The organism is Neobacillus sp. BP17, assembly GCF_059579525.1.
The window spans coordinates 5,612,113-5,636,382 of the sequence record NZ_CM184198.1; the positions used below are offsets into that span (position 1 = coordinate 5,612,113).

29 protein-coding genes are annotated in these 24,270 nt (G+C 43.1%); 14 read left to right on the top strand and 15 right to left on the bottom strand.

Annotation, left to right across the window (positions count from 1 at the left end):
- Positions 1–30: 30 nt before the first annotated feature.
- Together hemQ and gerQ are read left to right on the top strand one after the other, a co-directional pair.
- On the top strand, positions 31–774 hold the full coding sequence (hemQ, locus tag AC4QJR_RS27405) for a hydrogen peroxide-dependent heme synthase (protein WP_496524866.1): 744 nt from the start codon (positions 31–33) through the stop codon (positions 772–774).
- A gap of 227 nt (positions 775–1,001) precedes the next feature.
- Positions 1,002–1,478 (top strand): spore coat protein GerQ, encoded by a 477-nt coding sequence (gene gerQ, locus AC4QJR_RS27410; protein WP_496524867.1) that lies wholly within the window; start codon positions 1,002–1,004, stop codon positions 1,476–1,478.
- 181 nt (positions 1,479–1,659) lie between these two features.
- On the opposite strand, the gene AC4QJR_RS27415 is transcribed toward gerQ, so the two are convergent.
- The 6 genes from AC4QJR_RS27415 to mobA all read right to left on the bottom strand — a co-directional run bounded on the left by AC4QJR_RS27415 (position 1,660) and on the right by mobA (position 5,174).
- The gene (locus AC4QJR_RS27415; RefSeq protein ID WP_098571575.1) at positions 1,660–2,034 is read right to left on the bottom strand and encodes a DUF423 domain-containing protein; all 375 of its coding nucleotides are present in this window, start codon (positions 2,032–2,034) and stop codon (positions 1,660–1,662) included.
- A 15-nt stretch (positions 2,035–2,049) separates the two neighbouring features.
- A complete protein-coding gene (locus tag AC4QJR_RS27420) occupies positions 2,050–2,370 on the bottom strand; it encodes a YwdI family protein (protein WP_251459597.1) in 321 nt (106 codons plus the stop codon).
- A 172-nt stretch (positions 2,371–2,542) separates the two neighbouring features.
- Positions 2,543–3,562 (bottom strand): MoeB/ThiF family adenylyltransferase, encoded by a 1,020-nt coding sequence (locus AC4QJR_RS27425; protein ID WP_496524868.1) that lies wholly within the window; start codon positions 3,560–3,562, stop codon positions 2,543–2,545.
- Positions 3,563–3,567: 5 nt separating this feature from the next.
- Positions 3,568–3,804: a molybdopterin converting factor subunit 1 gene (gene moaD, locus AC4QJR_RS27430; protein ID WP_496524869.1), complete on the bottom strand. Its 237-nt coding sequence runs from the start codon at positions 3,802–3,804 to the stop codon at positions 3,568–3,570.
- The gene (locus AC4QJR_RS27435) at positions 3,797–4,261 is read right to left on the bottom strand and encodes a molybdenum cofactor biosynthesis protein MoaE (RefSeq protein ID WP_098571579.1); all 465 of its coding nucleotides are present in this window, start codon (positions 4,259–4,261) and stop codon (positions 3,797–3,799) included. Before AC4QJR_RS27435 ends, moaD begins: the two co-directional genes overlap by 8 nt.
- A gap of 109 nt (positions 4,262–4,370) precedes the next feature.
- Positions 4,371–5,174: a molybdenum cofactor guanylyltransferase gene (mobA, locus tag AC4QJR_RS27440; RefSeq protein WP_496524870.1), complete on the bottom strand. Its 804-nt coding sequence runs from the start codon at positions 5,172–5,174 to the stop codon at positions 4,371–4,373.
- A 75-nt stretch (positions 5,175–5,249) separates the two neighbouring features.
- On the opposite strand from mobA, the gene pdxK reads away from it, so the two are divergent.
- The 3 genes from pdxK to bshB2 all read left to right on the top strand — a co-directional run bounded on the left by pdxK (position 5,250) and on the right by bshB2 (position 7,318).
- Positions 5,250–6,095 (top strand): pyridoxine/pyridoxal/pyridoxamine kinase, encoded by an 846-nt coding sequence (gene pdxK / locus AC4QJR_RS27445; RefSeq protein ID WP_251459601.1) that lies wholly within the window; start codon positions 5,250–5,252, stop codon positions 6,093–6,095.
- Between the two features lie 174 nt (positions 6,096–6,269).
- Positions 6,270–6,617, top strand: coding sequence for a YojF family protein (locus tag AC4QJR_RS27450; protein WP_251459603.1), 348 nt, complete (start codon positions 6,270–6,272; stop codon positions 6,615–6,617).
- Positions 6,618–6,646: 29 nt separating this feature from the next.
- Complete coding sequence (gene bshB2, locus AC4QJR_RS27455) at positions 6,647–7,318, top strand: bacillithiol biosynthesis deacetylase BshB2 (RefSeq protein WP_375374635.1); 672 nt, start codon at positions 6,647–6,649, stop codon at positions 7,316–7,318.
- A gap of 37 nt (positions 7,319–7,355) precedes the next feature.
- On the opposite strand, the gene AC4QJR_RS27460 is transcribed toward bshB2, so the two are convergent.
- Entirely contained in the window at positions 7,356–8,099 is a 744-nt protein-coding gene (locus tag AC4QJR_RS27460) for a Crp/Fnr family transcriptional regulator (RefSeq protein ID WP_375374636.1), read from the bottom strand.
- Between the two features lie 240 nt (positions 8,100–8,339).
- Here AC4QJR_RS27460 and AC4QJR_RS27465 point away from each other — a divergent pair, with 240 nt between their 5' ends.
- From AC4QJR_RS27465 to AC4QJR_RS27495, 7 genes are all read left to right on the top strand, one after another.
- The gene (locus AC4QJR_RS27465) at positions 8,340–8,795 is read left to right on the top strand and encodes a cytochrome C (protein ID WP_496524871.1); all 456 of its coding nucleotides are present in this window, start codon (positions 8,340–8,342) and stop codon (positions 8,793–8,795) included.
- Positions 8,796–8,812: 17 nt separating this feature from the next.
- Positions 8,813–10,678, top strand: coding sequence for a Sec-dependent nitrous-oxide reductase (gene nosZ, locus AC4QJR_RS27470; protein ID WP_496524872.1), 1,866 nt, complete (start codon positions 8,813–8,815; stop codon positions 10,676–10,678).
- 218 nt (positions 10,679–10,896) lie between these two features.
- The gene (locus tag AC4QJR_RS27475) at positions 10,897–11,466 is read left to right on the top strand and encodes a hypothetical protein (RefSeq protein ID WP_375374638.1); all 570 of its coding nucleotides are present in this window, start codon (positions 10,897–10,899) and stop codon (positions 11,464–11,466) included.
- Entirely contained in the window at positions 11,467–12,807 is a 1,341-nt protein-coding gene (nosD, locus tag AC4QJR_RS27480; protein WP_496524873.1) for a nitrous oxide reductase family maturation protein NosD, read from the top strand.
- Entirely contained in the window at positions 12,771–13,568 is a 798-nt protein-coding gene (locus tag AC4QJR_RS27485) for an ABC transporter permease (RefSeq protein WP_496524874.1), read from the top strand. The genes nosD and AC4QJR_RS27485 overlap by 37 nt, the downstream gene beginning before the upstream one ends.
- Entirely contained in the window at positions 13,565–14,242 is a 678-nt protein-coding gene (locus AC4QJR_RS27490; RefSeq protein ID WP_496524875.1) for an ABC transporter ATP-binding protein, read from the top strand. Before AC4QJR_RS27485 ends, AC4QJR_RS27490 begins: the two co-directional genes overlap by 4 nt.
- Entirely contained in the window at positions 14,239–15,141 is a 903-nt protein-coding gene (locus tag AC4QJR_RS27495) for a FixH family protein (RefSeq protein ID WP_496524876.1), read from the top strand. Before AC4QJR_RS27490 ends, AC4QJR_RS27495 begins: the two co-directional genes overlap by 4 nt.
- 73 nt (positions 15,142–15,214) lie before the next feature.
- Here the strand turns inward: AC4QJR_RS27495 and AC4QJR_RS27500 are convergent, their stop codons facing one another.
- Both AC4QJR_RS27500 and AC4QJR_RS27505 read right to left on the bottom strand, forming a co-directional pair.
- Positions 15,215–16,069 carry a Cof-type HAD-IIB family hydrolase gene (locus AC4QJR_RS27500; protein ID WP_496524877.1) on the bottom strand — a complete coding sequence of 285 codons (855 nt, stop codon included), beginning with the start codon at positions 16,067–16,069 and terminating at the stop codon, positions 15,215–15,217.
- 71 nt (positions 16,070–16,140) lie between these two features.
- The gene (locus tag AC4QJR_RS27505; protein ID WP_496524878.1) at positions 16,141–16,809 is read right to left on the bottom strand and encodes a DNA alkylation repair protein; all 669 of its coding nucleotides are present in this window, start codon (positions 16,807–16,809) and stop codon (positions 16,141–16,143) included.
- 119 nt (positions 16,810–16,928) lie between these two features.
- Between AC4QJR_RS27505 and AC4QJR_RS27510 the strand changes: the two genes are divergently transcribed.
- Entirely contained in the window at positions 16,929–17,087 is a 159-nt protein-coding gene (locus tag AC4QJR_RS27510; RefSeq protein ID WP_496526760.1) for a hypothetical protein, read from the top strand.
- A gap of 45 nt (positions 17,088–17,132) precedes the next feature.
- On the opposite strand, the gene AC4QJR_RS27515 is transcribed toward AC4QJR_RS27510, so the two are convergent.
- The 3 genes from AC4QJR_RS27515 to ybaK form a co-directional block, all read right to left on the bottom strand.
- A complete protein-coding gene (locus AC4QJR_RS27515; protein ID WP_496524879.1) occupies positions 17,133–17,816 on the bottom strand; it encodes a hypothetical protein in 684 nt (227 codons plus the stop codon).
- Positions 17,817–17,898: 82 nt separating this feature from the next.
- Positions 17,899–19,002, bottom strand: a complete 1,104-nt coding sequence (locus AC4QJR_RS27520; RefSeq protein ID WP_251459615.1) for a PRK06851 family protein — start codon at positions 19,000–19,002, stop codon at positions 17,899–17,901.
- Positions 19,003–19,096: 94 nt separating this feature from the next.
- Positions 19,097–19,573, bottom strand: a complete 477-nt coding sequence (ybaK, locus tag AC4QJR_RS27525) for a Cys-tRNA(Pro) deacylase (protein ID WP_496524880.1) — start codon at positions 19,571–19,573, stop codon at positions 19,097–19,099.
- A 273-nt stretch (positions 19,574–19,846) separates the two neighbouring features.
- Between ybaK and AC4QJR_RS27530 the strand changes: the two genes are divergently transcribed.
- Positions 19,847–21,655, top strand: a complete 1,809-nt coding sequence (locus tag AC4QJR_RS27530) for a TIGR04190 family B12-binding domain/radical SAM domain protein (protein WP_496524881.1) — start codon at positions 19,847–19,849, stop codon at positions 21,653–21,655.
- A 166-nt stretch (positions 21,656–21,821) separates the two neighbouring features.
- Here the strand turns inward: AC4QJR_RS27530 and AC4QJR_RS27535 are convergent, their stop codons facing one another.
- Genes AC4QJR_RS27535 through AC4QJR_RS27545 form a run of 3 tightly spaced genes read right to left on the bottom strand, consistent with a single transcriptional unit; the run spans position 21,822 to position 24,257 of the window.
- Positions 21,822–22,529, bottom strand: a complete 708-nt coding sequence (locus AC4QJR_RS27535; protein ID WP_098571594.1) for an ABC transporter ATP-binding protein — start codon at positions 22,527–22,529, stop codon at positions 21,822–21,824.
- Entirely contained in the window at positions 22,529–23,308 is a 780-nt protein-coding gene (locus AC4QJR_RS27540; protein ID WP_098571595.1) for an ABC transporter ATP-binding protein, read from the bottom strand. The genes AC4QJR_RS27535 and AC4QJR_RS27540 overlap by 1 nt, the downstream gene beginning before the upstream one ends.
- On the bottom strand, positions 23,283–24,257 hold the full coding sequence (locus AC4QJR_RS27545) for a branched-chain amino acid ABC transporter permease (RefSeq protein ID WP_496524882.1): 975 nt from the start codon (positions 24,255–24,257) through the stop codon (positions 23,283–23,285). The genes AC4QJR_RS27540 and AC4QJR_RS27545 overlap by 26 nt, the downstream gene beginning before the upstream one ends.
- Positions 24,258–24,270 lie beyond the last annotated feature (13 nt).

Consider the following 24,270-nt stretch of genomic DNA (forward strand, 5'->3'; position numbering starts at 1 on the left):
AAGAAGAATGATTATTTAGGAGTGATTATAATGAGTGAAGCAGCAGTAACGCTAGACGGCTGGTATTGCCTCCATGATTTCCGGACGGTTGATTGGACAACTTGGAAAATGCTCCCTAGTGATGAGCGCCAGGCCGCCATCCACGAGTTTTTAAGTCTAGTTGAGAAGTGGAATGCCACACAGGAACGTAAAGAAGGCAGCCATGCTTTATATACAATTGTTGGTCAAAAAGCGGATTTTATGATGATGATTCTTCGTCCAACGATGGAAGAACTAAACCAAATTGAAACCGAATTCAATAAAACAAGATTGGCTGAATTTACGATTCCTGCCCATTCTTATGTGTCGGTTGTCGAGCTCAGTAACTATTTGCCTGCTGGGGAGGATCCATACCAAAATCCACAAATCCTAGCGCGGCTTTATCCAGCGCTTCCTAAAACCAAGCATGTTTGCTTCTATCCAATGGATAAGAAACGTGAGGGTAACGATAACTGGTACATGCTGCCGATGGAAGAGCGTAAGAACTTAATGCGCAGCCACGGAATGATTGGTCGTACATACGCTGGAAAAGTAAAGCAAATCATAACCGGTTCCGTTGGTTTTGACGATTATGAGTGGGGCGTAACCTTGTTTGCAGATGACGTCCTTCAGTTTAAAAAGCTTGTCTACGAAATGCGTTTTGATGAAGTAAGTGCTAGATATGGAGAATTTGGCTCTTTCTTTGTGGGTAACATCTTAGAGGAAGAACGTGTAGCAAATTTCTTACATGTTTAATTTTATAAAAGTTCTCAGCTGCGGCTGGGGACTTTTTTTGCTGTTCCTCCCCTGCTAGCTAGTCATATTTCTCTCCATGTGCTCATACTATTTAAACAGCGAGTCTTAGAAAGAACTCCATTAATCTCAGAGCTATTATTTTTCCTATTTGTAACCAATTTGGGATAAAAGGAGTATTAATAGGAAGTTGTTCCACTCGTTTTATTCACTTTTTAGGAGGGAAAAGGATGAATCAATTCTACAACCCACAGGGCTTTCAGCCTTATACTGGAGCAGCAGAGCAACAACAGAGAGCTCAAGGGATGCCGGGGGGCGGGCAAAATTTTTATCCCGCACCAGGTGCACAAGGATTCCCACAATTTCCACCAGCCGGTGCCGGGGGCGGGGGGGCTGGCGCACCTGCAGGGATGGCTCCAGGCCAACTGCCACTTGAACAGTCATACATCGAAAATATTTTACGCTTGAATAAAGGAAAATTGTGCACTGTGTTTGCCACCTTTGAGGGCAATAATAAATGGAATGCAAAAGAATTTACTGGGATTATTGAAGCGGCAGGAAGAGACCATGTGATTTTAAGTGACCCACAAGCTGGGACCCGTTGGCTTATCCCAATGGTTGCTGTCGATTATATTCAATTTCCAGAGGAAATTGAGTATGAATATCCATATGGCAGTTCCGCTCCAGCGACTTTCCCGCCAAGGTAAATCCTATGAAGCCAACACCAATTGACCATCAATTGGTGTTTATTTTTTGGCTATGTTATATTGGCATGTTGATTTCCGCTCCAGGCGTTTCGCTCCAATCAACATGGTGCCAAAATCATCATAGCCTATTTTTTTGAGAGACAAAAAAAGACATCGGGCGCCCCTGATGTCTGTCTTTCAATTATAAATGTTTCACTGCTCCAACAACGATTAGGATCCATGCAGCTAAGAAACAGACCCCGCCAATTGGTGTGATTGCTCCTAGGATCCCGATTTTTGTTAAACTCAGCACATATAAACTTCCGCTGAAAAAAATAATTCCCGCCAGCATTAACCATCCTGACCAAGTGAATTGCGGGCTGGCGGTGGCTATTTTCCCAATTAACAGACCTACAATTAACATCCCGATTGCGTGGAACATTTGATACGTGACCCCTGTTTTCCAAATATCTAAATAATATGCATCGAGTTTATCCTTTAATCCATGGGCTCCAAAGGCGCCAAGCGCAACTGCGATAAAAGCATTGATGGCACCGACTATGATAAAAGCTTTCATGATAATACCCCCTTTTTAAAAATCAAACAATGAATCTCCGTTTGCTTCGTCTTCCATATCCAGTTTTTTGGGCTGCTGTATTGTTGGTGCTTGTTGTATGATGGGCTGATTCATCACAGGCTGTTGGTAGGCCTGGAACGAAACAGCCGGTTGAACTGCTTGCACTGGAGCGGCTGGAGCCTCACTCTTCCGCGCTGGTGTTTCATCTAGCAATAACTCACATAATGTTTTAATAGAGTAGACTTTTTCACGCATGCTTTCTTCCTTTGTACTGCTCTTCGCTAGTTTCAATTCCGCTTCTATTTTCGCTAATAGTTTTTGGACAGATATATTCACTTGTCTAGCACCTCTAATTTCAGTCTCGATTCTATTCTACATGAGTATCGCCTTTTTTTCGAAAAATTAGCCCGCAAAGTGATATCACACTTCGACATGATCTTCAATGTTTCACGTGAAACAAGTCGAACGCTGAAAAAATAACCCGCACCAATGACGGCACGGGTTCAAATTATCCTAAAATCCGCTGGTAAACTGATTTGGCATGTGTCAAATCCTTGGTGCCGTGAATGAGGGCGCGGCCATCTTGAAAAATAACCATCCTCTCTACGCCCATTTCAACCGAAACCAAATAAGGGTTGCCCTTCACCACATATCCTAGTGAACTAAGCTGCCCGGCGAGGCGTTCTAACGAGATTTCACCTGCCGACGATGGACGGATTTGCACGGTATCACGTCCGCACAGTACCGTCGTCTTCGTCATATTTTCCCGATCGAGATAGGGATAGGTCTGCTCCTCGCCGCAAGATAAGCAGCCGGCAAACTTCGCTTTCGACATCTTCAAGCTTGTATACTGATTTCTCCATAAATCAAAGCTGACAAAGGAAGTCCGGACCGCGTCCCAATCCTCCACCAACATCTTCAGCGCTTCTGCAGTCTGATGAGCAATGACCATTTGGACAGCTGGAGATATGATTCCTCCTGTATCACAGGTCATCCCCTGGAGCGGAATCGATCGCAACAGGCAATTCAAACACGGCGTTTTCCCAGGAATCATCGAGAACGTCATCCCAAAGCTGCCCACACAAGCCCCGTAGACCCATGGAACCTTGTATTTTTGCGAGACATCATTCATCGCCATCCGCGTTTCGAAATTATCTGTCGCATCCATCATCACATCAACGCCCACAACAAGCTCTTCTAATAACTCAGGGGTAGCATCACCGATCATCGAAACCACTTCGACATCTGAGTTAATCGCACGCAGACGTTTCTCCGCCGCGGCAGCCTTGGGAAGTTTCTCAGCGACATCTTCCTCGGTATAAAGCTGTTGGCGCTGCAGGTTGCTGGCTTCCACATAATCGCGATCAATAATCGTAATCTTGCCGACACCTGCCCGCGTCAGCACCTCCGCACTTCCGGATCCTAAGGCCCCTGCCCCAATAATCAGCACATGCTTGCTGCGGATCTTTGCTTGTCCTTCTTTGCCGATCCCCGTAAAGAGGACCTGCCGTGAATACCGTTCGTCCATGCTGGTCAGCCCCCGCTTACAGGCGGAATAAAGGCAATTTCATCCCCCGCTTGAATCACTTCATCGTTTGCGGCAAACTCTTCATTGATGGCCGTCATCACCGTATCCATCTTTGGCAGATCATACTTGGCCGCTAACTCTGCCTTTAACTCCGCTACCGTTTTTCCACCGGCATCGACAGATAGGAACTCTGCACCGCCGACCACATCACGTAAATGAGCAAAAAATAACACCTTATTCATTTAAGTCACTCTCCTCTGGCTTACCGCTCGGATAGGCAACTGTTTCGAGCTGATTTCCCATCCATGCTTCGCCTTCTTCCCAGTGTTCTTTCTTCCAAATTGGGACGATTTCTTTAATCCGTTCAATCGCATAGCGGTTCGCCTCATAGGCATCAGCACGGTGCGGCGTCGAGACAGCAATAACCACTGCCACATCGGTAATATCTAAACGGCCGACGCGGTGGGTGATAGCCACGCACGCACCTTCCCAGCGTTGTTCAATTTCCTTGCCGATTTGTGCCAACTTCTTAACCGCCATCGCTTCGTACGCTTCATAAATTAAAAATAATGTTTTTTTACCTTTGGTTAGTTCCCGAACCGTGCCGATAAACGTGGTAATCGCACCCGCATTACGCTGGACAACCTTATCTATGACCGCTTGAATATCGATTGGTTCTTTTGAAATTTCGTACATCATCGGTTTACACCCCTACCCCTAAGCACTTAGGCTCTGCATTTTTTGAACACTTGGTATCCGTCAATTTCACTAATAATGTGAACCGTGTAGTCGGTCCCCTTTTTCAACCTTATCTATCTTCCGCCCACTTTTTAGCGTCTTCGTACTCACTTGGGTGATTCATATTAAAAAAGACCCGCTCTAAATCGAAGCCGCTGTATGCCTGAAGGTCTTTTTCTGTTACATACAGGACATTTAAGCGCTCAAGCAAATGTTTCATCCGAAGTTGTCCCGCTTCAATCATTTGTGCTGCCACGTCCGCTGCCCTTTTTTGAAAGACGGCAAACAATGGGTGCTGGACTCCATTAATGACTGGGATGACGGCATCAAAACCGCTGCTTTTTTTGACAAGCAGTTCGGCAAGTTCCGCGGAAACAAACGGCATATCACAAGCTACGACAAAATTCGTCTCAAATGGAGATGCCAGCAGTCCTGCATGTACTCCTGCAAGGGGTCCTTGACCAGGATACAGATCTGAGACCATCTTCACTTCTAAGAATTGGTAGTCTTCAGGATGATTGGTTACAAGAATTATATCAATAAATGACAGGTTTAGTGTATCTGCCATTCTCTCAATGTTCGTTTTCTCGTTTATTTTTAGAAGGGCTTTATTGGTGCCCATCCTGCTTGATTTTCCACCTGATAAAATAATAGCTCCGGCCTTCATCATCCCTGCACCCTCTTCATTTACATCAATATCCACGCCCACAGCTTGATAGCCATTATCCTGTTCCACATAATCCAAATAAATCGAGTTTAAATTCAGTAAGGCAGCTGATGGCTTTTCAATATATTGGCGTGTAACAATAATTTTAATATAGCCATTACAACCTTCGCAAACTTGAATTTCAAACTGACCATATAGATCGAGCATTTTGTGACTCCTGTTAATTTTTGAAAAATGTTCTATAATAATTAAGAGTAAAAATTTAAGGAGGAGTACATACATATGACCATCAACAAAGTGATGACAATCGCTGGTTCTGATACAAGCGGCGGCGCTGGCCTACAAGCGGACTTAAAGACTTTTCAGGAACTTGGCGTTTATGGAATGACTGCAGTGACATCCATCGTGACAATGGACCCAAAAAACCATTGGCACCACAATGTTTTCCCAATCGCTGTTGATACGCTTGAGACTCAGCTTGAAACCATTCTTTCCGTTGGGATCGATGCGATGAAAACCGGCATGCTTGGGACTGTAGAGATTATTGAATTAGCGGCTCGGAAAATCGATGAAAACAAACTTGAACGTGTCGTGATTGACCCTGTTATGGTTTGTAAAGGTGAAGATGAGGTCCTAAATCCAGAAACTACCGATGCAATGCGTGAGTTTCTATTACCACGTGCCTTAGTCGTGACTCCTAATTTATTTGAAGCAGGACAGCTGGCTGGCATGAAGACCCCTCGTACCGTGGCGGAAATGAAGGAAGCAGCAGAAAAAATCCACGAACAAGGGGCCAAATTCGTGTTGATTAAAGGCGGCAGCAAGCTTGAATCAGAAGAAAAAGCCGTTGACCTGCTTTATGATGGAAAAGAATTTATGCTTTATGAGTCGGAAAAATTTGAAACGACCTACACTCATGGGGCGGGCTGCACCTACTCATCAGCAATTACAGCGGAATTAGCAAAAGGAAAATCCGTTTATGATGCGGTCGATGTCGCAAAGGAATTTATCACAGCAGCCATCCAGCAAGGTTTCCGTCTCAACGAATACGTTGGACCAACCTGGCATGGGGCTTACCGCAGTGGAGCGAAAGCTGTTACCGAGTACTGCGAAGATTGTGTGGAATAAGAAAGAGTCACGAAGAGCCGATCGCTTGATCGACTCTTCTTTTTTGAGGTCATTTGTTGGTGTCAGGCACCAGTTTCGCATTTTTTACCTGATTTTAGTATGATAGTTACATTATTAACTAAAATAGACATTAGACATAATCTCAAAATTAATGATGGGAAAGGAGGCTTCATTTTGGAACTTATTGATGTAAAAGGTGCACAAGATGCCATTAACAGCTTTGCTAATAAAGATGTCTATATTCACCTTGAAACGACCAACGGTGCCTATGCTTCACATAACGATCAAAGCTTCTTTTCGGCCGGTGCATTCATCCGCAATGCCCTTGTTCGTTATGAATTAGGGAAAATAACAGGGAATGGCCCGTTTCGGGTTGGATTAAAGATTCAGCTTGGCTGGATTTACGCAGAAGGGATCACTCATTACGAAATTGATGAGGACAACCGTCTCTTATTAGCCGGTCACGACCATGATGGAAAACTAGCGGTTGCCTTGGAGATTTCCAGCACCCCTTTTGAATAAGAATGCAAGGCCCGAAAGGAGAAGAATTTATGGAAAAAGAACGCCAAGTATTGGTTGTTTTCCCTCACCCTGATGATGAGGCATTTGGGGTGTCAGGCACCATTGCCACCCATGTGCAGAACGGAACCCCTGTTACCTATGCCTGTTTAACGTTAGGTGAAATGGGACGCAACATGGGAAATCCTCTGTTTACCAATCGTGAAAACTTGCCGAAGATTAGAAGAGAAGAATTGAAGGAAGCGGCACGGGTACTGGGCATTCAAGACTTGCGCATGCTCGGATTCCGCGATAAAACGATTGAATTTGAAGATGAAGAGAAACTTGCCAATCAAATGTTAGCCTTGATCGAGGAAGTTAATCCTTCTCTTATTATTACGTTTTATCCAGGCTACTCGGTCCACCCGGACCATGATGCCACTGGTGCGGCGGTCGTTCGCGCTGTTGAAAAAATGAGCCCAGCCGCACGGCCAACCTTACACTGTGTCGCATTCTCAAACAATTGTGTTGATGAGCTCGGGGAACCAGATATTCTCAATGACATCAGCCCTGTTGCCAAAACAAAAATGGCAGCCATCCAGGCGCACCGTTCGCAAACCGAGCAAATGTTTATCGGAATGGAAGAGAAATTAAAAAACCAAGACCCGCAAGTGATGAAGTGGATTAATAATGAACGGTTTTGGACCTATAAATTTGATAAGTAACCGAAAGCCCCTCATAGTGAAGGGCTTTTTTTCTATGTTAATATTCCCGATGCAGCAGGGTACAAAGCGTGCACCAATCACGTATGATAATTTTACGTGATTTCATATCAATGATCCCATCTTTTTTTAACTTGGAGAAAACGCGGCTGACACTTTCCCGGGTGGTTCCGACCACGGTGGCAAATTCCTGAATGGTCAAGGGAATCTCTATATCCCATCTGTTCAGGCCATTATTAAATTTATTACCGAGGCGCTCTAATGTCTTAACAGTCTTCGCATACACATCGAGCAAAGCCACGTCTCGTAATTGCGAGGTCATTTCCCGGAGCACATCACTCATATAACTAATCATTTGAATCGATAATTCCGGATGGTTGAACAAATCCCGCTCAAGTTCCAATTTATTTAAAAATAAGACTCTTCCGTCCTGAAGCATGGTCGCAGTTGCCGGGTAGTATTCTGTCCTTTTTGTAAACAAACAGGCTTCTGCAAACACATCCCCTTGTTGCTTCACACAAACAATAATTTCATTCCCCTGTTCATCCTGCTTCGTTAACTTCACTGCACCGGTATGAACAAAATAAACCCCCTTGGCCACTTCGGCTTCCGAAATGATCCTTTCCCCTTTTTTCAACTCGAGTGTATGAATCCTTTTTTCAATAATCGCTAGTGACTTCTCCGATAAATCCTTAAAGATAACAATTTTCCGAAGTAAATCCATTTGGGCAACCTGTTGATAGATTGCTAGATTCGGCTCTTTTAAACAATCAACTTGAATCATCCTTTTCACCACCCTTTTTAAAAATCCCCTTTTGATGAACACTTACTTTTATTGTAAAGAACTGCGTCACTTGATGTAGTGACGAATTTCACAAAACGTTCATCTTTTCAAATCACGTAATACTAAGCCCTTTCACAAAACGTTCAAAAACTATAACAAAGGTGTGCGGTAGGTCACATTTTTCTGACATGGAAGTGTTTAGGATGAAGATGTTCATTTGAGAAAAAAGGAGGGAAAAAGATGAATAAAGCCATTATCAGTTTTGTTATTTGTACATTACTCGGCTTTGGATTAGGTTACTTAGTGTTTGGCGTGATCATGGGGGATTCCGCAAAACAGCCTCAAGTGGCACAAACAGAAACGAAAGAAACGACAGAAACTGCTTCTGCAAAAGAAGAAACAACGACCGACTCAAAAGAAGCAACGACGGTTTCTGCCAATGAGGATAACATCCTTAACAAAAAAGGCTGCCTTGGCTGCCACAGTGTTGAATCTTTAAAAATTACAGGTGGAGCAGTTGGCCCAGATCTTTCCCAAGCGTTTGTAAACGTAGAAGGCAAGCATGGCAAGCCGATTGAAGAATTTTTAAAAGCGCCTACTTCTGCTGTCATGTCAGGCGTGATTGGGAAAAACCCATTATCCGACGAAGAACGTAAGCAAGTATTAGACCTACTTAAACAAGCTTCTGAAAAATAAAAAAGGTGGTGTACATAATGAAAAAATGGATTCCGATTGCATCGGGTCTCTTAGCCGGGTTTGTCGCAGCAACGATTACGTTCGCAGATTTCTCAGCTAAGACTGAAACGCAAGCAGCGTCAAGCACAAAGAGCGATGCCGAAAAGGTATATGTCCCATTCGGCCAAAAAGATGATTACTATCTATTTGCTTCCGGCGGCCACTCCGGTCAAATGTTTATTTATGGTGTGCCATCCATGCGTCATATTCGAACGGTTCCGGTCTTCTCGCAGGATTCGGCTACAGGGTACGGCTTCGATGAACACTCGAAGAAATTAATGGGCGGTTATACATGGGGGGACCTTCATCACCCGGCCTTCTCTGAAACAAAAGGTGACTATGACGGGAAATACATGTTCGCGACCGATGTTGGTAACAGCCGTGCGGCCGCGATGGACTTAAAAACATTCACCGTGAAAGATATCATTAACGTTCCAAATACAAGCGGACCGCACTGTGCGGCCTTCGTTACGGAAAATACCGAGTATATGTTCCTGCCGACTCGCTTCGCCGTGCCGCTGCAGCACAAATACGAATCACTTGATGATTACAGCACAAAATATCGCGGCGTGATGTCTGCTGTCACATTTGATCAAAACAAACAAAAGCTAAATATTGGTTACCAAGTTGCCCTTCCACCATGGTCCTATGACCTTTCTGATGCAGGTAAAAAAGAATCAGCGGATTGGGCGGTTATGACGACTTATAATACCGAGGAGTCAACAACGAACCTTGAAATTAATGCTTCACAAGCAGACCGTGACTATATTGTTCTTTTCAACTGGAAAGAGCTTGAGAAAATGGTCAAGGAAGGCAAGTACGAAAATGTGGGCGGTCAGAAAATGATCTTCCCTGAGAAGCAAAAAGGCGGCATTTATTTAATTCCAGTCGCAAAATCACCACATGGTGTCGACGTAACACCAGATGGCAAGCACTTTATCGCTTCCGGAAAATTAGCGCCAACCATGACAGTCTTCTCGTTTGAAAAAGCATTTAAAGCTGTCGCAAATAAAGACTTCGCTGGTGAACGCAATGGTATTCCAGTCCTTAATTACAAATCCGTGATGGAAAGAGAAGTTAACCCTGAAAATGCCTTAGGACCACTACACACACAATTTGATGACAAAGGCATGGCCTACACAACGATGTTTATTTCTTCGGAAATTGTGAAATGGGATCCAAAAACAGGTGAAACATTAGATCGTGTCCCTGTTCAATACTCTCCAGGACATTCTGTTGCCGCAGAAGGTGACACGGTTGCACCTGACGGAAAATATATCATTGCCTTAAATAAGATTGCGAAAGACAGCTATTTATCCGTTGGACCTTCTCATCCTGAATCGATGCAGTTAATTGATATCAGCGGCAAGATGAAGATCATCCAATCAGCACCAGTTAACCCAGAACCACACTATGCCCAAATGATTAAAGCGGATAAAATCAAAACAATTGAAGTCTATCCGAAGGACACAAAGAATAAGGAAGCTGTTTACAAGCAGAGCGATACAAAAATCGTTCGTAATGGTAACAAAGTCGATGTATATGGTATCGCGATGCGTTCGAAATTCATCTTTGATGCCAAAGCAAAACGTCCTGATGTGATCGAAGTAAATGAAGGAGATCATGTGACGATTCATCTGACAAATATTGATTTCGATGAAGATATTACCCACGGATTTGCCATCAACAGCTATAACTTAAACATGGAAGTCCAGCCGGGACAAACCAACACAATGGAATTTGTCGCGAATAAAGCAGGAACCTACCCACTTTATTGCACAAACTTCTGTTCTGCGCTGCACCAAGAAATGACCGGTTACTTCCTTGTCAAACCAAAACAGTAATTTAAGCAATATGTTGGTGATGGGTATCAATGAAAAGGATTGATACCCTTCTCCGTTTACAATTCATATTATTCATAAAATCTAGTTGCAGCGCCTAGCCCCTCGAGGTTATAAGTCAATCCCTTCAAGAAGGCAAAAAACACCTTCTTGAAGGGCTCGCCTTATACTTGTCGGGGCTGAGCAAGGCGCTTCCACTTTATAATAAAGGCGATGTTAACATGACGAGTAAAACCAAAAAATTATCAGTAGTTTCTTCATTATTACTTGTTACTTCAACTATTTTAATAGTCATCTCACTATTTTTCCCATGGTGGAAAATGGTCTTTGTTGCTCCGCAATATCCAGAAGGGTTAAATATCATTGTGTATCCGAATAAGCTCGCAGGGGAAATTGATATCGTGAATGGGCTTAACCACTATATTGGTATGGCCAACTTCAGTGAAAAAAACTTCCCTGAATTAGCGTATTTACCTTATCTAGTTGGAGGATTAGCGGCTCTTACACTTTTAACCGCCCTGCTCCGAAAAAAGTCCGTTCTTTACGGATTGATTGGCCTATTTGTGATTGGCGGCGGACTCGGTGTATATGATCTTCACCATGCATTGAAAAAGTTTGGCACCAATCTAAGTCCTGAAGCTCCGATCAAAATGGATCCGTTTGTTCCGCCTATTTTGGGTCATAATACGGTGGCGAATTTCCAAACCAACAGCCTGCTTGGCCTCGGAACATACTTGGTGATCGCTGCGTTTATCCTCTTACTCATTCCGTTATGGAAGGATCGAAAGTAAATGAAAAAACTTGCGCTCGTATCTTTCATTTTTTCTCTATTGCTAGTCATGAGCCCTGAGAAAAAGCTGGCAGCCGAACCATTACAAGCAACTATCGACAGCCTGAAAGAAGGGGCGGTCCTCCAGCTTGAAAATAAAACGTACCAGGGCAATATTGTCATCAACAAACCGATAACGATCATTGGCTCAAAAAAGACGGTGATTAAAGGAGACGGATCGGGCAATGTCATTTCCATAAAGTCCCCTAAGGTGAAACTGAGCCATCTAACCGTCATGCATGGAGGGATGAACCGGAACTCTGCTGAGGAATACGCGGCCATTAAGATTTACACAAACAACAATGTCGTTGAACACATCAGCATCCGCGACTCCTTTCACAGCATTTATTTAAGCCAGGCGCACCATAATACCATTCGTTCCAACCAGATTAAGGGCCTAGGCAAAGGCGAAATTGCCGCCCAGGGAAATGGGATTCACGTTTATTATGCCAATGATAATCTGCTTGAAAAAAATACGATTGAAGGCACCCGGGACGGGATGTTCTTTGAATATGCCAACAACAATAAAAGCTATGAAAATAATATTAGCCACACAAGATATGGCTTGCATTACATGTATTCCGACGAGAACATTTTCAAGAAAAATATATTCACGATGAATACCGGCGGGGCCGCGATTATGAACTCAAACCATTTGAAACTCGAGGATAATCAATTTCTCGTGAACTACGGCAACCAATCCTTTGGATTACTATTACTCCAAGCCAATGACAATGATATTGCCGATAATACCTTTTATATGAACCAACGCGGTATGTATATTGATCAAGCAACCAGAAATGAATTTCGCCATAACAAAATCGTTCAAAACCAAATCGGAATTGAACTGTGGTCGAGTTCCAATGACCAAGTTTTTACCTTAAACCAAATTACCGAAAATACGATTCCTGCTGTAACTCTTGGCGGCAATAGTGAGAATAATTCCTGGAGCAAGGATGGCAAAGGGAATGACTGGGGCAGCGCGTTCCCGATCACCGATTTAGACCAAGACCACATTGGGGATTTTCCAATAACCTATCGTTCTTCTTTATACCAATTAATTGAAGACCAAGAATTATCCTATTTATTTTTAAAAAGTCCCGCATTGAAGATTTATGAAAAAATGAACGCGGCTCTATCAAAGGAAGCCATCATGTTTCATGACCCACACCCGCTAACAGCGTCAAAAGGAACGCATTCGAAAGCAATTATCCTTATTGCCACCTTGCTTATCGTGGGGATTTTACTAAAGGGGAGACACCTACTATGCATTACATTTGGAAGGAATGGAAGGAAAATATAAGAGGAAAAGGACTCTGGCTAAGTTTAAGTATTATTGTTCTGATTTCAATTGCAATTTTATTTCGTTCCTCAGCCCTTTCATTTGATAAAGGCTTTTATGTGCTCTTAATCAACCTGTTTGATACGATTATCTATTTTATTCCAATTCTATGCTTATTTATCGGGGCATTCTCGATCTTTCAAGAAAAAGAACAAAAGACGTTGATTATGCTGCTGACAAAGACAGACCATTTCGGAAGCTTCCTAATCAAAAAAAGCCTAGGGCTCTATACCGTTGTCCTAGTCCCGCTGATTACGTGGTTTTTCATTTATTTATTACTATTAAAATTTAACTTCCAACTTGATATGAAAAGTTATTTCATCTTTGTAACAGCGATTGTTTGCATGGGCCTTGTGTTCTTGCAAATGGGTGCCGCCATCGGCAGTATCAGCCGCTCGAGGATGCAGATATTAGGGTTTACGATCTTCGTCTGGTTCTACTTTTTCTTCTTGCACGATTTTATCTTGCTGTCGTTTTTACCGAATGTGACCCATGAAAATGTAAAACTATTTTCTTCCGTCTACTTTTTAAATCCGCTTCAGGCTGTTCGAATGTTTTTAGAAACAGGCACGGGGGTATATTCCTTCGGCCATATGTCGAGACTCTTACAAGCGTTTATGTGGACGAAGCCGGCCTTCTTCCTGCTTGGAAATCTATTGTTCTGGCTCATCGCTTCATTTTCCACAGCGATTGTATTCAATCGTAAGGAGGGATACGAATGATCAACGTCAAGAATTTAAACCAATCATTCGGAAAAAAAACAGTCTTGGATTCAATCAATCTAGACATTCACCGGAATGAAATTTGTGCCCTGGTTGGCCGAAACGGTGCCGGGAAATCGACATTTATCAATAGTTTGCTTGGATTACTGCCAGTCAAACAAGGAGAAATTTTAATAAATGGGATTGCCGTGAACAAGAAAAATGAGGAGTGGAAAAGAGCAATCGCCTATCTGCCGGAAAAATTTATGCTTTATCCGATGCTGACCGGATTGGAAAATATGACGTTCTTTGCCGAGGCGGTAACGAAGACCGCCAGTCAGGAACGAATCGAGCAGGTACTTCGCTCGGTCAGCCTCTGGGACGACCGCTATGAACAAGTCAAGAAGTACTCGAAAGGAATGCTGCAGCGCCTTGGTATAGCGATTACCCTTTACCAGGATTCAAGCCTGCTTATTCTTGATGAACCGACGAGCGGAATAGACCCGCTCGGAAGAAAAGAAATTTTAGATGTACTCCATTCCCTTCAGGATAAGACGATTCTGCTGTCCTCGCACCATCTGGACGAAATCAAACAGATTTGTACCCATGTAGCATATTTGGAAAATGGAAAAATGAAAAAATATAAAGTAAAAGAGTTTTTACAGACTCATAATTTAGGAGGAATCAGCTCATGAAGATACGGATAATATTCGCCATCCTTCTTCTGGTTGCCGTGATAGAAGGATGCAGTTCAGACCCTGACTATAAAGTGGATGTCACGAAGGATCTTTATTTCGTTAAGGATACAGCCATGCCGTTTGAAGTAAAAGTAACTGAAAATAAGAAAGCTGTAAAAGGGCTAGATGTATCTGCTCACCTAGCAATGACGGAAATGGATCATGGCAGTTATGATGTCAAGCTTGAGGAAGGGAAAAATGGCACCTATACTGGCAAAGTGAATTTGCCGATGGGCGGTAAATATGAGGCCTTATTTACGCTTAAAAAGGATGGGAAAAAGACAGAGAAAGTCATTGAAATGAACGTAACCAAGCCAAAAGGGGTTGCCAAGGTGAATGGCGAGTGGATCACTGATGAGGATGTCAGCTTTTATAAATTCATTAACCAATTGCAGCTCGCCATCAACCGGGAGAGCGCACAGAAACAATATAAGGGCGAGCAGTTGGAGGAAGAACTTACTTATTTAGAGGCACAGGAAAAAACACTTGAAGATAAAAATCAGCTATTAACACAAATCATCCGCCTCCGGGCGATGGCTCTACTCGCGGATGAAAAGGGTCATAAAGCAACGGAGACGGAAGTAGATGCAGCCCTTAGCAAAGCACGCGGACAATATAATCAATTTGAGTCCGCTAAAAAGCTGATCAACGAGTACGGAGAAGAGAAATTTTGGGCAACAGAAAAGCAGCAGTATCAAATGATCGTCATGTCCCAGAAGGTCCAAAAAGACTTAGTTACCAAGGCCAAAAAAGAAAACCCTAAAGCCGGCGAACAAGAAATCTACTACCAAGCCCAAAAAGATTACGAAGAACTCCTAGTTTCACAGGTGAATTCATTAAAAATTGAGATTATGTAAATACAAAACCTAAAGGGTGTCAGGCACCATGTGAAAAAATATTCACATGGTGCCTGACACCCTTACTTACAACTTATATTACTTCAAGTATCGCCTTTGCTACGCCGCTTTCAACATTGGTGTCTGTAATTACATCACAAAGAGATTTGATTTCGTAATTGGCATTTCCCATCGCCACAGATCTGCCTGCTTTTTCAAACATCGATACGTCATTATAATTATCACCAATCGCCATCGTTTCCGCTAAATCAATTCCTCTTGCTTTTACAAACGATTCAAGTGCAATTCCCTTTTGAGCCTCACGATTCGTGATTTCGAGGTTTTCATGACCGGAAGAAGCGATAGCAAGTTCTTCTAAGTCTGCTAATGCTTGATTTGCCGCTTCTAATTTTTCCCCATCAAACGAGAAGACAAGAAATTTATAGATTTGATACTGATCATTCGCAAACAGCTGTTCATAATCTTCAATTGTTTGGACTAAGCCATCACGGATTCTTGCCCCTGCTGCTTCAATAATCTCAGCTTGATTGGCTTCTGGGTTCGCACTCATCACGATATCAACAAGAATGGAAACGGCCTTTGCGGGATCAATCGTGAAGGCACCCTGATTTGTGTAAACTTCGAAATACACGTCCTTTTCTGCAAGCCTTGCAGCAACCTCTCGAGCTAATTGTTTCCCAATCGGCGTCGCTGAAAGGACATCCCCCTCTTCGGAACGTACTTCCGCGCCATTCACACAAATAACCGGGCAGGTTAAGCCCGCCTCAGAAAGTACGTAAGTAGCCTCTTGATACGACCGGCCTGTCGCGACCACCACTTCAACACCTTGTGACTGCGCTTTTAAAATAGCTTCTTTATTTGCCGAGCTGATTTGTTGAACTGAATTCAATAATGTCCCATCCATATCTGTTGCAATACATTTAATCATGCTGTTCACCCTCTATCCCTTTTCATTATTGCTATTTTAACAGATAATCTAATACATTATCTCCCAGATGCTCAACCTAAATACTTACTTCCTTCCCGAACACTTAACGGTGCTAGCTTTGCCGCCTCGATAAATTTTTTCACGGAAGCAGGATTGGACTTTGAATATTCCCGTAATGCCCAGCCAATGGCCTTTTGGATAAAAAATTCCTTACTGTCTGCATTCAGACGTATGTATTGATAAAGAAGCTCTTCATTCGTGTTCTCTTTATACTTTAATTGAAAAAGAAGTGCCGCCCTGCGCAGCCAAAGGTAATCATGGGTCGCCCAGCTATCAATCGTTTCTGCCACGACGTCAGGAAACCTTTTGGCAATTTCCCCAACCGGTTTGGGAGCAATTGCATCAACCGTATCCCACCACGATTTCGTTTGTATCAATTCTTCCATAAAGGGTAAATCACTTTTCTCCAGCCTTTTCAGCGATTTTTCCATATAAACCAATCCAGTATATTGGTATTCACGTTCATCCTTCGCCCAAAGTTCGCGAATAAATGCTTGGTTAAACGGCTCCTTTAACAATCCTGTTTCTTGAAAAAATTGCTTCTCCAGCACACTTCGATCAGGCTTCTTGATGCCAAGGAAGGGGAAGTGGTCTTTCATGTATTTCTTCATCGGTCCTGCATTTGCTTCGTTGCGATTCTTTTCAAATAATTGTGTTAACAAATCGATCTTTGACTGCATTCAATCACCCCTTCAAAAAATACTCACCAGCTATCTCATCATTCAACTATTACCTTTATTTTACCTGAATAAACAACATACTCGAAAGCAAACTAAACCATAGTGAAAAGGAGGGATCAATGATGACGAAGAAATACAACAAAGGCAGCATGAATCAAAACTCCCCGCAAGCAGGACAGTCGGAAGCTGAATTTTCCAGCGAATTTGTCAGCGGTGATAACAGCAAAGGAAATAAGCGCAACAAGGGGCAAAGCAGCAAAACGAATCCACATTCTTAGAATGAAAATAAGAACTGCCCATTTTTTCAGGGCAGTTCCTATTTGTTAGTGGCAACTAAATGAACGGATTCTATTTAAGTCCGTTCCATAATATACCCAATGGTTTCCACTCCAGCGATACCCGCCGATTGAGTTTCTGCCCACGTAGGTTGGATAATACCAGAAGCTACTTCCATTTCTTAGCCAAACATAGGTATAACGGTACAGGCAGTGCCTAATTCCTCCTGGGTCAACCGCATATAAGCCAACTGATTCTTGTGGAATAAAGGCTGGCGGTGGTGCAGTCGGGGCACTGCCATAATGTGGACCGCCTCCATATGGCGGTTGATATCCTCCCCCATGCGGTGGTGGCTGGTGGCCTCCTCCATGCGGCGGCGGTTGATATCCTCCCCCATGCGGCGGTGGTTGGTGGCCTCCCCCATGCGGCGGCGGCTGATGACCTCCCCCGTGCGGCGGCGGCTGGTGACCTCCCCCGTGCGGCGGCGGCTGATGACCTCCCCCGTGCGGCGGCGGCTGATGGCCTCCTCCATGCGGCGGCGGCTGGTGGCCTCCTCCATGCGGCGGCGGTTGGTGACCTCCTCCGTGCGGCGGCGGTTGATGACCTCCTCCATGCGGCGGCGGCTGATGGCCTCCTCCATGCGGCGGCGCTTGTGTTTGTTGCCGAAGGGTGTGCTCATAAGGAGAATTTGGCATTCTACCATGACCCTGAGGGTAATTGAAATGATCCAAGGTTATTAGCCCCTTTTATTTAATTTTCCCTTTAACGTATGCACCCCGCCTAATTTGGTGAGAAGTATTATTGAAAGTTTTGTTACTCTACTTTACTCGCCGCTAACTCCCTGATTTCCTCGGCTATTTTGTTCTGGATTCCTTCAACAACGGAAAAGTCCATCGCCGCAATATAGATTTCCTCCAGCTCATCATGAAGTTCCTTTGCCCGCGCTAAATAAGAGATTGCCTCGTTCATCTTATTTTTATAATTGGTTGAGATTTTAGTAATGATCTCTTCAAAAATTTCATCTGTCCCTGGAGCGATTAGTAATTCATACATATCGATGATTTCATCGCCGTCTCGGCTTGGGAAGTACTCATGTGGTGCCGTGCTATCAAAAATCGCAATTCCAAGCTCCCTGAAAATAACCATATCAAGGCTATGCGGGTCAAAGCCGCAATGGTAAACCTCAACATCCACCCCTCTGACTTCAGCCGCTGCCGCAAGCTTCTTCAGCATCGTGGATTTACCAGAGCCTGGGCGCCCTTTAATGAAATAACGTTTTGGAATCTCTTCGGTTAAATTCGGAACATAATCGACCGCTCCCTTAGGCGTTGCTGCCCCTAAAAAGCGATGACGGATATCTGATTTTTTACTAAGCTTCATTTTTCCAAAAAAGGAATCAATTAATTTGGTCGTTAATTGATCAGCTTTCTTAAAATCCATGCTGTTAATATAGATCTTTTCCCAATCATCATGTATATCCAATGCTTCCTTAAACGTATCATATGCCTTATGAAAGGACTGGCTGATTTGATTGGTTAACTTCAAGATTGTACTTTTATGGGTCGCTAAGGCACGAGCATTCCAAGCTGTGCCGAGGTTAATATACTCATCCACTGCACCTGGTGCTTTGGGTTCAATCACATGCGGGGCAGTTCCATCGACAATTCCCACCTTTAACGCCGGGATTAACACGCCATCAATGGAATTATTATCAGAAGAACAATGTAAGAATTCAACATCATAGCCCTTTTCAAGCCACTCATTGCCGATCTTTTTCATGAGTGAGGATTTACCTGTTCCTGGTCCGCCTTTTAGAATAAATAACCGGTCTAGATCTTGAAGATTGGAATCATATAAATTATGGAAACCTCTAGCTGTATTACCGCCAGCAAAGTAATTTTTAATTTTTCCTGTCACTGAGCAACACTCCCTTTTATCGTGACACTCGTAAGATAATTTCTCCCTATCTTATGCGATTGCCACCTATAGGTGAGTGCCTAGGAAAAAAATCTTACTTAATGATTGGGACAATGTCAGCTTTTGTGACCTCTTGCAAGCTGGAAGGGGCTAAAGCAATTTGGACACCAATTTTCCCGGCACTGACAATGATGGTATCCAGATCCCTTGCTTGTTCATCTATAAATGTCTTATACTCCTTTTTCATACCAATTGGTGAACAGCCGCCGCGGATATATCCTGTCCATTTCTGAATATCCTTGACGGGGAGCATTTCTATATTCTTTTCACCAGCTGCCTTTGCCGCCCTTTTTAAATCCAATTCTTCAGCAACCGGAATAACAAAGACATAAATATTCTTGCTGGCGCCCTGTGCCACGAGCGTCTTATAGACTTCCTTAGGATCCCTGCCTACTTTTTCGGCTACAGAGACACCGTCAATTTTTCCGTCTTTAAGATCATAGGTAAGCATGTCATAGCTGACCTTTTTTGCATCTAAAATGCGCATCGCATTCGTTTTTGCTTGTGCCACGTTATCATTCCTCCCTGACTTTGAAGACTCTAAACTAGTTTCAAGCATACAGGTTTAGCAGAATTTACACAAAATCACCCAAAATCTGTCACCCATTTGTCACTCTAATAAACAATTATTATAGTACACTAAAATCAGCAATAATAAATTACTTTCATTTCCAAAATAGATAATATCTTCTTTAAAAATATCGTATATTCAATACTTCACATATGATCTTTTTAAGCCTATGAAAGATGATGTTTCTATCCTATTTTCCATGAGGTGAAATAAATGAAATACGATTTAGTCCTTTTGCATGCACCAAGCGTTTATGATTTTCGAAAAAACTCCCTGCTTGCCGGCCCCATCAGTGATGTAGTTCCCTCATCACCCGTATTTGAGATGTACCCAATTGGCATTACCAGTATCGCGGAATACCTGGAAAGGTACGGTCTACGAGTAAAAATCATTAATATCGCCAATCGAATGCTCATGAGTGACAAATTTGATGTCGAGGCAAAGTTAAAGAATGTCCAAACAAAGGCCTTCGGAATTGACTTACACTGGCTTCCACATGCACACGGCAGTATCGAATTAGCCAAAGTGGTTAAAAGGCTTCATCCCGATATCCCGGTGATCTTTGGCGGCCTGTCTTCGACCTATTATCATAAGGAATTGATAGAATATCCCTGTATCGATTTTGTGATGCGCGGCGATTCCACTGAAAAACTGATGCTGCTATTGATGAATAAAATCGAACAAGGAAATACCCACTATGCTGACATCCCCAATTTAACGTGGAAGAAGGGCCGCGATATTGGCTGCAATCCGCTTACCTATGTACCAAAGGATTTAGATGATCTGGATGTGCCAGGATATCGCTATGCGATACGCTCGGTCTTTAAATATCGGAACTTCCTTGACCCGCTGCCCTACAATGGCTGGCTGCAGTACCCGAATACCGCCTTATTGACGGCGCGGGGCTGCTCACAAAACTGTTTGATTTGTGGTGGTTCGAAGGATGCTTATAATCAGAACTGCAACCGTGGTGCGCTCGCCTTACGGTCACCTGAAAAGCTCATTGAAGATATTAAATTCATCTCCCGGTTTAGCCGGGCACCCATTTTTATCCTCCATGATTTACGCCAGGGTGGACGTGAATATGTCAAAGAGTTCTTTAGCCGCCTGAAAGAACTCAATCTTAAAAATGAAGTCGTGTTTGAATTATTCCAGTATGCCGATGAAGAGTTCTTTAAGCAAATGAATGAAAGTGTTCCAAAATATAGTATTGAGATCACGCTTGAAACCCATGATGAAAAGATTAGACACTATAATGGGAAATTTAATTGTACCAACTCCAAAGTCATCGATACGCTCCTGTTTGCCTTAAAGCACGGCTGCAAAAAAATCGATTTATTCTTCATGGTTGGAATTCCAGGACAAACGTATGACAGCGCCTTAGAAAACATTGATTTCTGTGAAAAGATTCATCTTGCCTGTCATCAGGACAAACGGATTTTCTATTTTGTCGCACCGCTTGCACCGTTCCTTGACCCTGCCTGCCCAGCCTTTGAACATCCAGAACTGTACGGCTATAAAAAGTTCTGCCATACCCTTGAGGACCACCGCAAGGCGATCACTCAACCTTCTTGGAAGCATATGCTCAGCTATGAAACGAAGGATATGACCCGTGATGATATTGTGAATTCGACCTATGAATCTGCTAAACTACTAAATGAATTTAAATTAAAATATGGGCTGATTGATGTTGAAGGGTATCATGAAATTAATTGGAAGATTGAGAAATCGATTAATTATATTGAAAAGATAGACCATGTTCTCTCGCTTCCTGAAGAGCAGCAAAGAATTGAATTGGCGAAGATTCGGGTAGAAATAGAAGAGCTAAATAAATATAGTATTTGTGGAAAGAACGAGTTAAAGTGGGAAGTCCAAAAGAATTATGCTAACTTCTTTTCACTATCATTAGTTGGCCTTGAACAGCTGTATGAGGATTATGCGAACAAGATTAGACATCTAATACAGCCAAAGCGCCGCCGGCAATTCAGGCTAGATCCTGAACAACGGAAAATGAAAATATAATATTAAAAGGAGTTGGGGGTCCCCAACTCCTTTTTGTGATGTCTAGCTCCAGCGTCTAGGGGCTCGCAGGTCTACAGCCAATCCGTCCTGAAGGTTAAAAAGCAACCCTCAAGCCGGCTCGTCTTATGCCTGTCGCCCCTGGGCAAGACGCTTCCGCTTTTCGATTTTAGTGTCCGCCAAGATAGGCGTTTCTAATTTGGTCGCTTGAGTTAAGCTCTGCAGCAGTACCAGAAGCGACAATTTTTCCTGTTTCAATAACATAAGCACGGTCGGCAATCGAGAGGGCCATATTGGCGTTTTGCTCTACTAATAGAATTGTTGTGCCCGTTTTATTGATTTCCTCGATAATCTTGAAAATCGTTTTTACTAATAGTGGCGCAAGACCCATGGACGGCTCATCTAACAATAATAAACGCGGCCTAGCCATTAATGCTCGTCCCATCGCGAGCATTTGCTGCTCCCCGCCTGAAAGGGTCCCTGATTGCTGCTTTTTACGCTCTAACAACCGTGGAAACAGTTGATACACCTTTTCAAAATCTTCTTGAATCCCTTTTTTATCTTTTCTCAAGTACGCACCTAATTCAAGGTTCTCCTCCACTGACATGTTCGCGAACACGCGGCGGCCTTCCGGTACTTGTGAAATTCCCCGCTTTACAATTGATTGCGGGACCTTTCCGGCTACATGTTCACTCTCAAACAATACTTCACCACTTTTTGGCTTCAATAGTCCGGATATGGTTTGTAAAAGCGTACTTTTACCCGCACCATTGGCACCAATCAATGTAACAATTTCTCCTTGATTGATCTCGAGGGAAACACCCTTCAACGCGTGGATATTACCATAATAAACATTTATATCATTCACTTTTAGCATTAGGAGACCTCCTCTCCAAGATAGGCTTCGATGACTTTTGGATTATTTCTGATTTGTTCTGGTGTCCCATCCGCAATTAATTGACCATGGTCAAGCACATATATGCGCTCACACACACCCATTACAAGGCCCATATCATGTTCAATTAAGAGGATTGTTAATGAAAACTTCTCACGAATTAACGCAATTAAGTTCATTAGTTCTTCTGTTTCCTGTGGGTTCATTCCGGCAGCAGGTTCATCAAGCAGCAATAATTTGGGGCCGGCTGCCAATGCCCGGGCAATTTCAAGGCGGCGCTGCTGGCCGTACGGTAAGTTCTTCGCCTTTTCATGCATCACATTTTCCAACTTAAAGATTTTCAAGAACTCAATGGCCTTTTCTTCCATTTCCCTCTCACCAGCAAAGTGAGTTGGAAAGCGGAAGATCGAGCTTACCATCGAATGCTTTGCCAGCGAATGATAAGCAACTTTTACATTATCGAGAACAGACAGATCGCTAAACAAGCGGATGTTTTGGAATGTCCGGCTGATTCCCTTTTTGGTAATTTTATACGGTGCTAAGCCATTAAGTTTATCGCCTGTTAACGAGATGGTTCCCTCCGTTGGAACATAGACACCTGTCAGCAAGTTAAAAAATGTGGTTTTCCCTGCACCATTGGGGCCAATTAAACCGACGAGTTCACCCTGATTTAATACCACGTTTACATCTGATACAGCTTTTAAACCGCCGAAACGGATCCCGACATTTTCAACTTTAAGCAACTGTTTTTTTGTTGTCATGCTGTACTCCTCCTTTAGCTGCCTTACCAACTTTAAAGAATGAGGTAATTTCTTTTGTGCCAAGCAGACCTTGTGGACGGAAAAGCATCATCACAATTAGGACAAGGCTGTAGATAACCATCCGAACCTCTGGATAGCTAGATAGATAGGTTGAGATAATCGTTAACAGGATCGCAGCAATGACTGCCCCTGACATACTTCCTAAGCCGCCTAGTACGACGAAGATTAAAATATCAAATGATTTCAAAAAGCCAAAGTTTGTTGGCTGGATAATATAAAAGTTATGTGCATATAATGCACCGGCAATTCCAGCAAAAAACGCACCGATGGCAAAAGCCGTTACCTTATAGTAGGTTGTATTAATCCCCATTGCATCGGCAGCAATTTCATTTTCTCTGATTGAAATACATGCTCGTCCATGAGTCGAATTTGTAAAGTTCGCAATTACTACAATGGTTAGAATAACACAGCCGATCAGCCATGGCCATGTGGTAAAGTGGGAGACAGTCATGCCGCTTGCCCCACCGACGTAATCAATATTTAAGAAGACAATTCTCACAATCTCTCCGAATCCAAGTGTGGCAATCGCTAGATAATCACCCTTTAATCGAAGGGATGGAATCCCAATAATGAGACCGGCTACTGCTGCAGCTACACCGCCGACAAGAAGGGCCACTGGAAATGGAAGGCTTAATTTCATTGTCATAATGGCTGAGGCATAGGCACCAACGGCTAGGAACCCGGCATGTCCAATCGAAAACTGTCCGGTAATACCAATAATTAAATGAAGGCTTACTGCAAGAATAATATTAATGCCAATAAAAAATAGCGTATTTACATAAAACTGATTCAATGAACCACCATTAATTAAAAATTGCATAACGACCGCAAATATAACGGCTAAAACGATCGAGGTCCAGAAAAATTTTGCTTGTTTTAACATTGTCATTGCTTAAAGACCT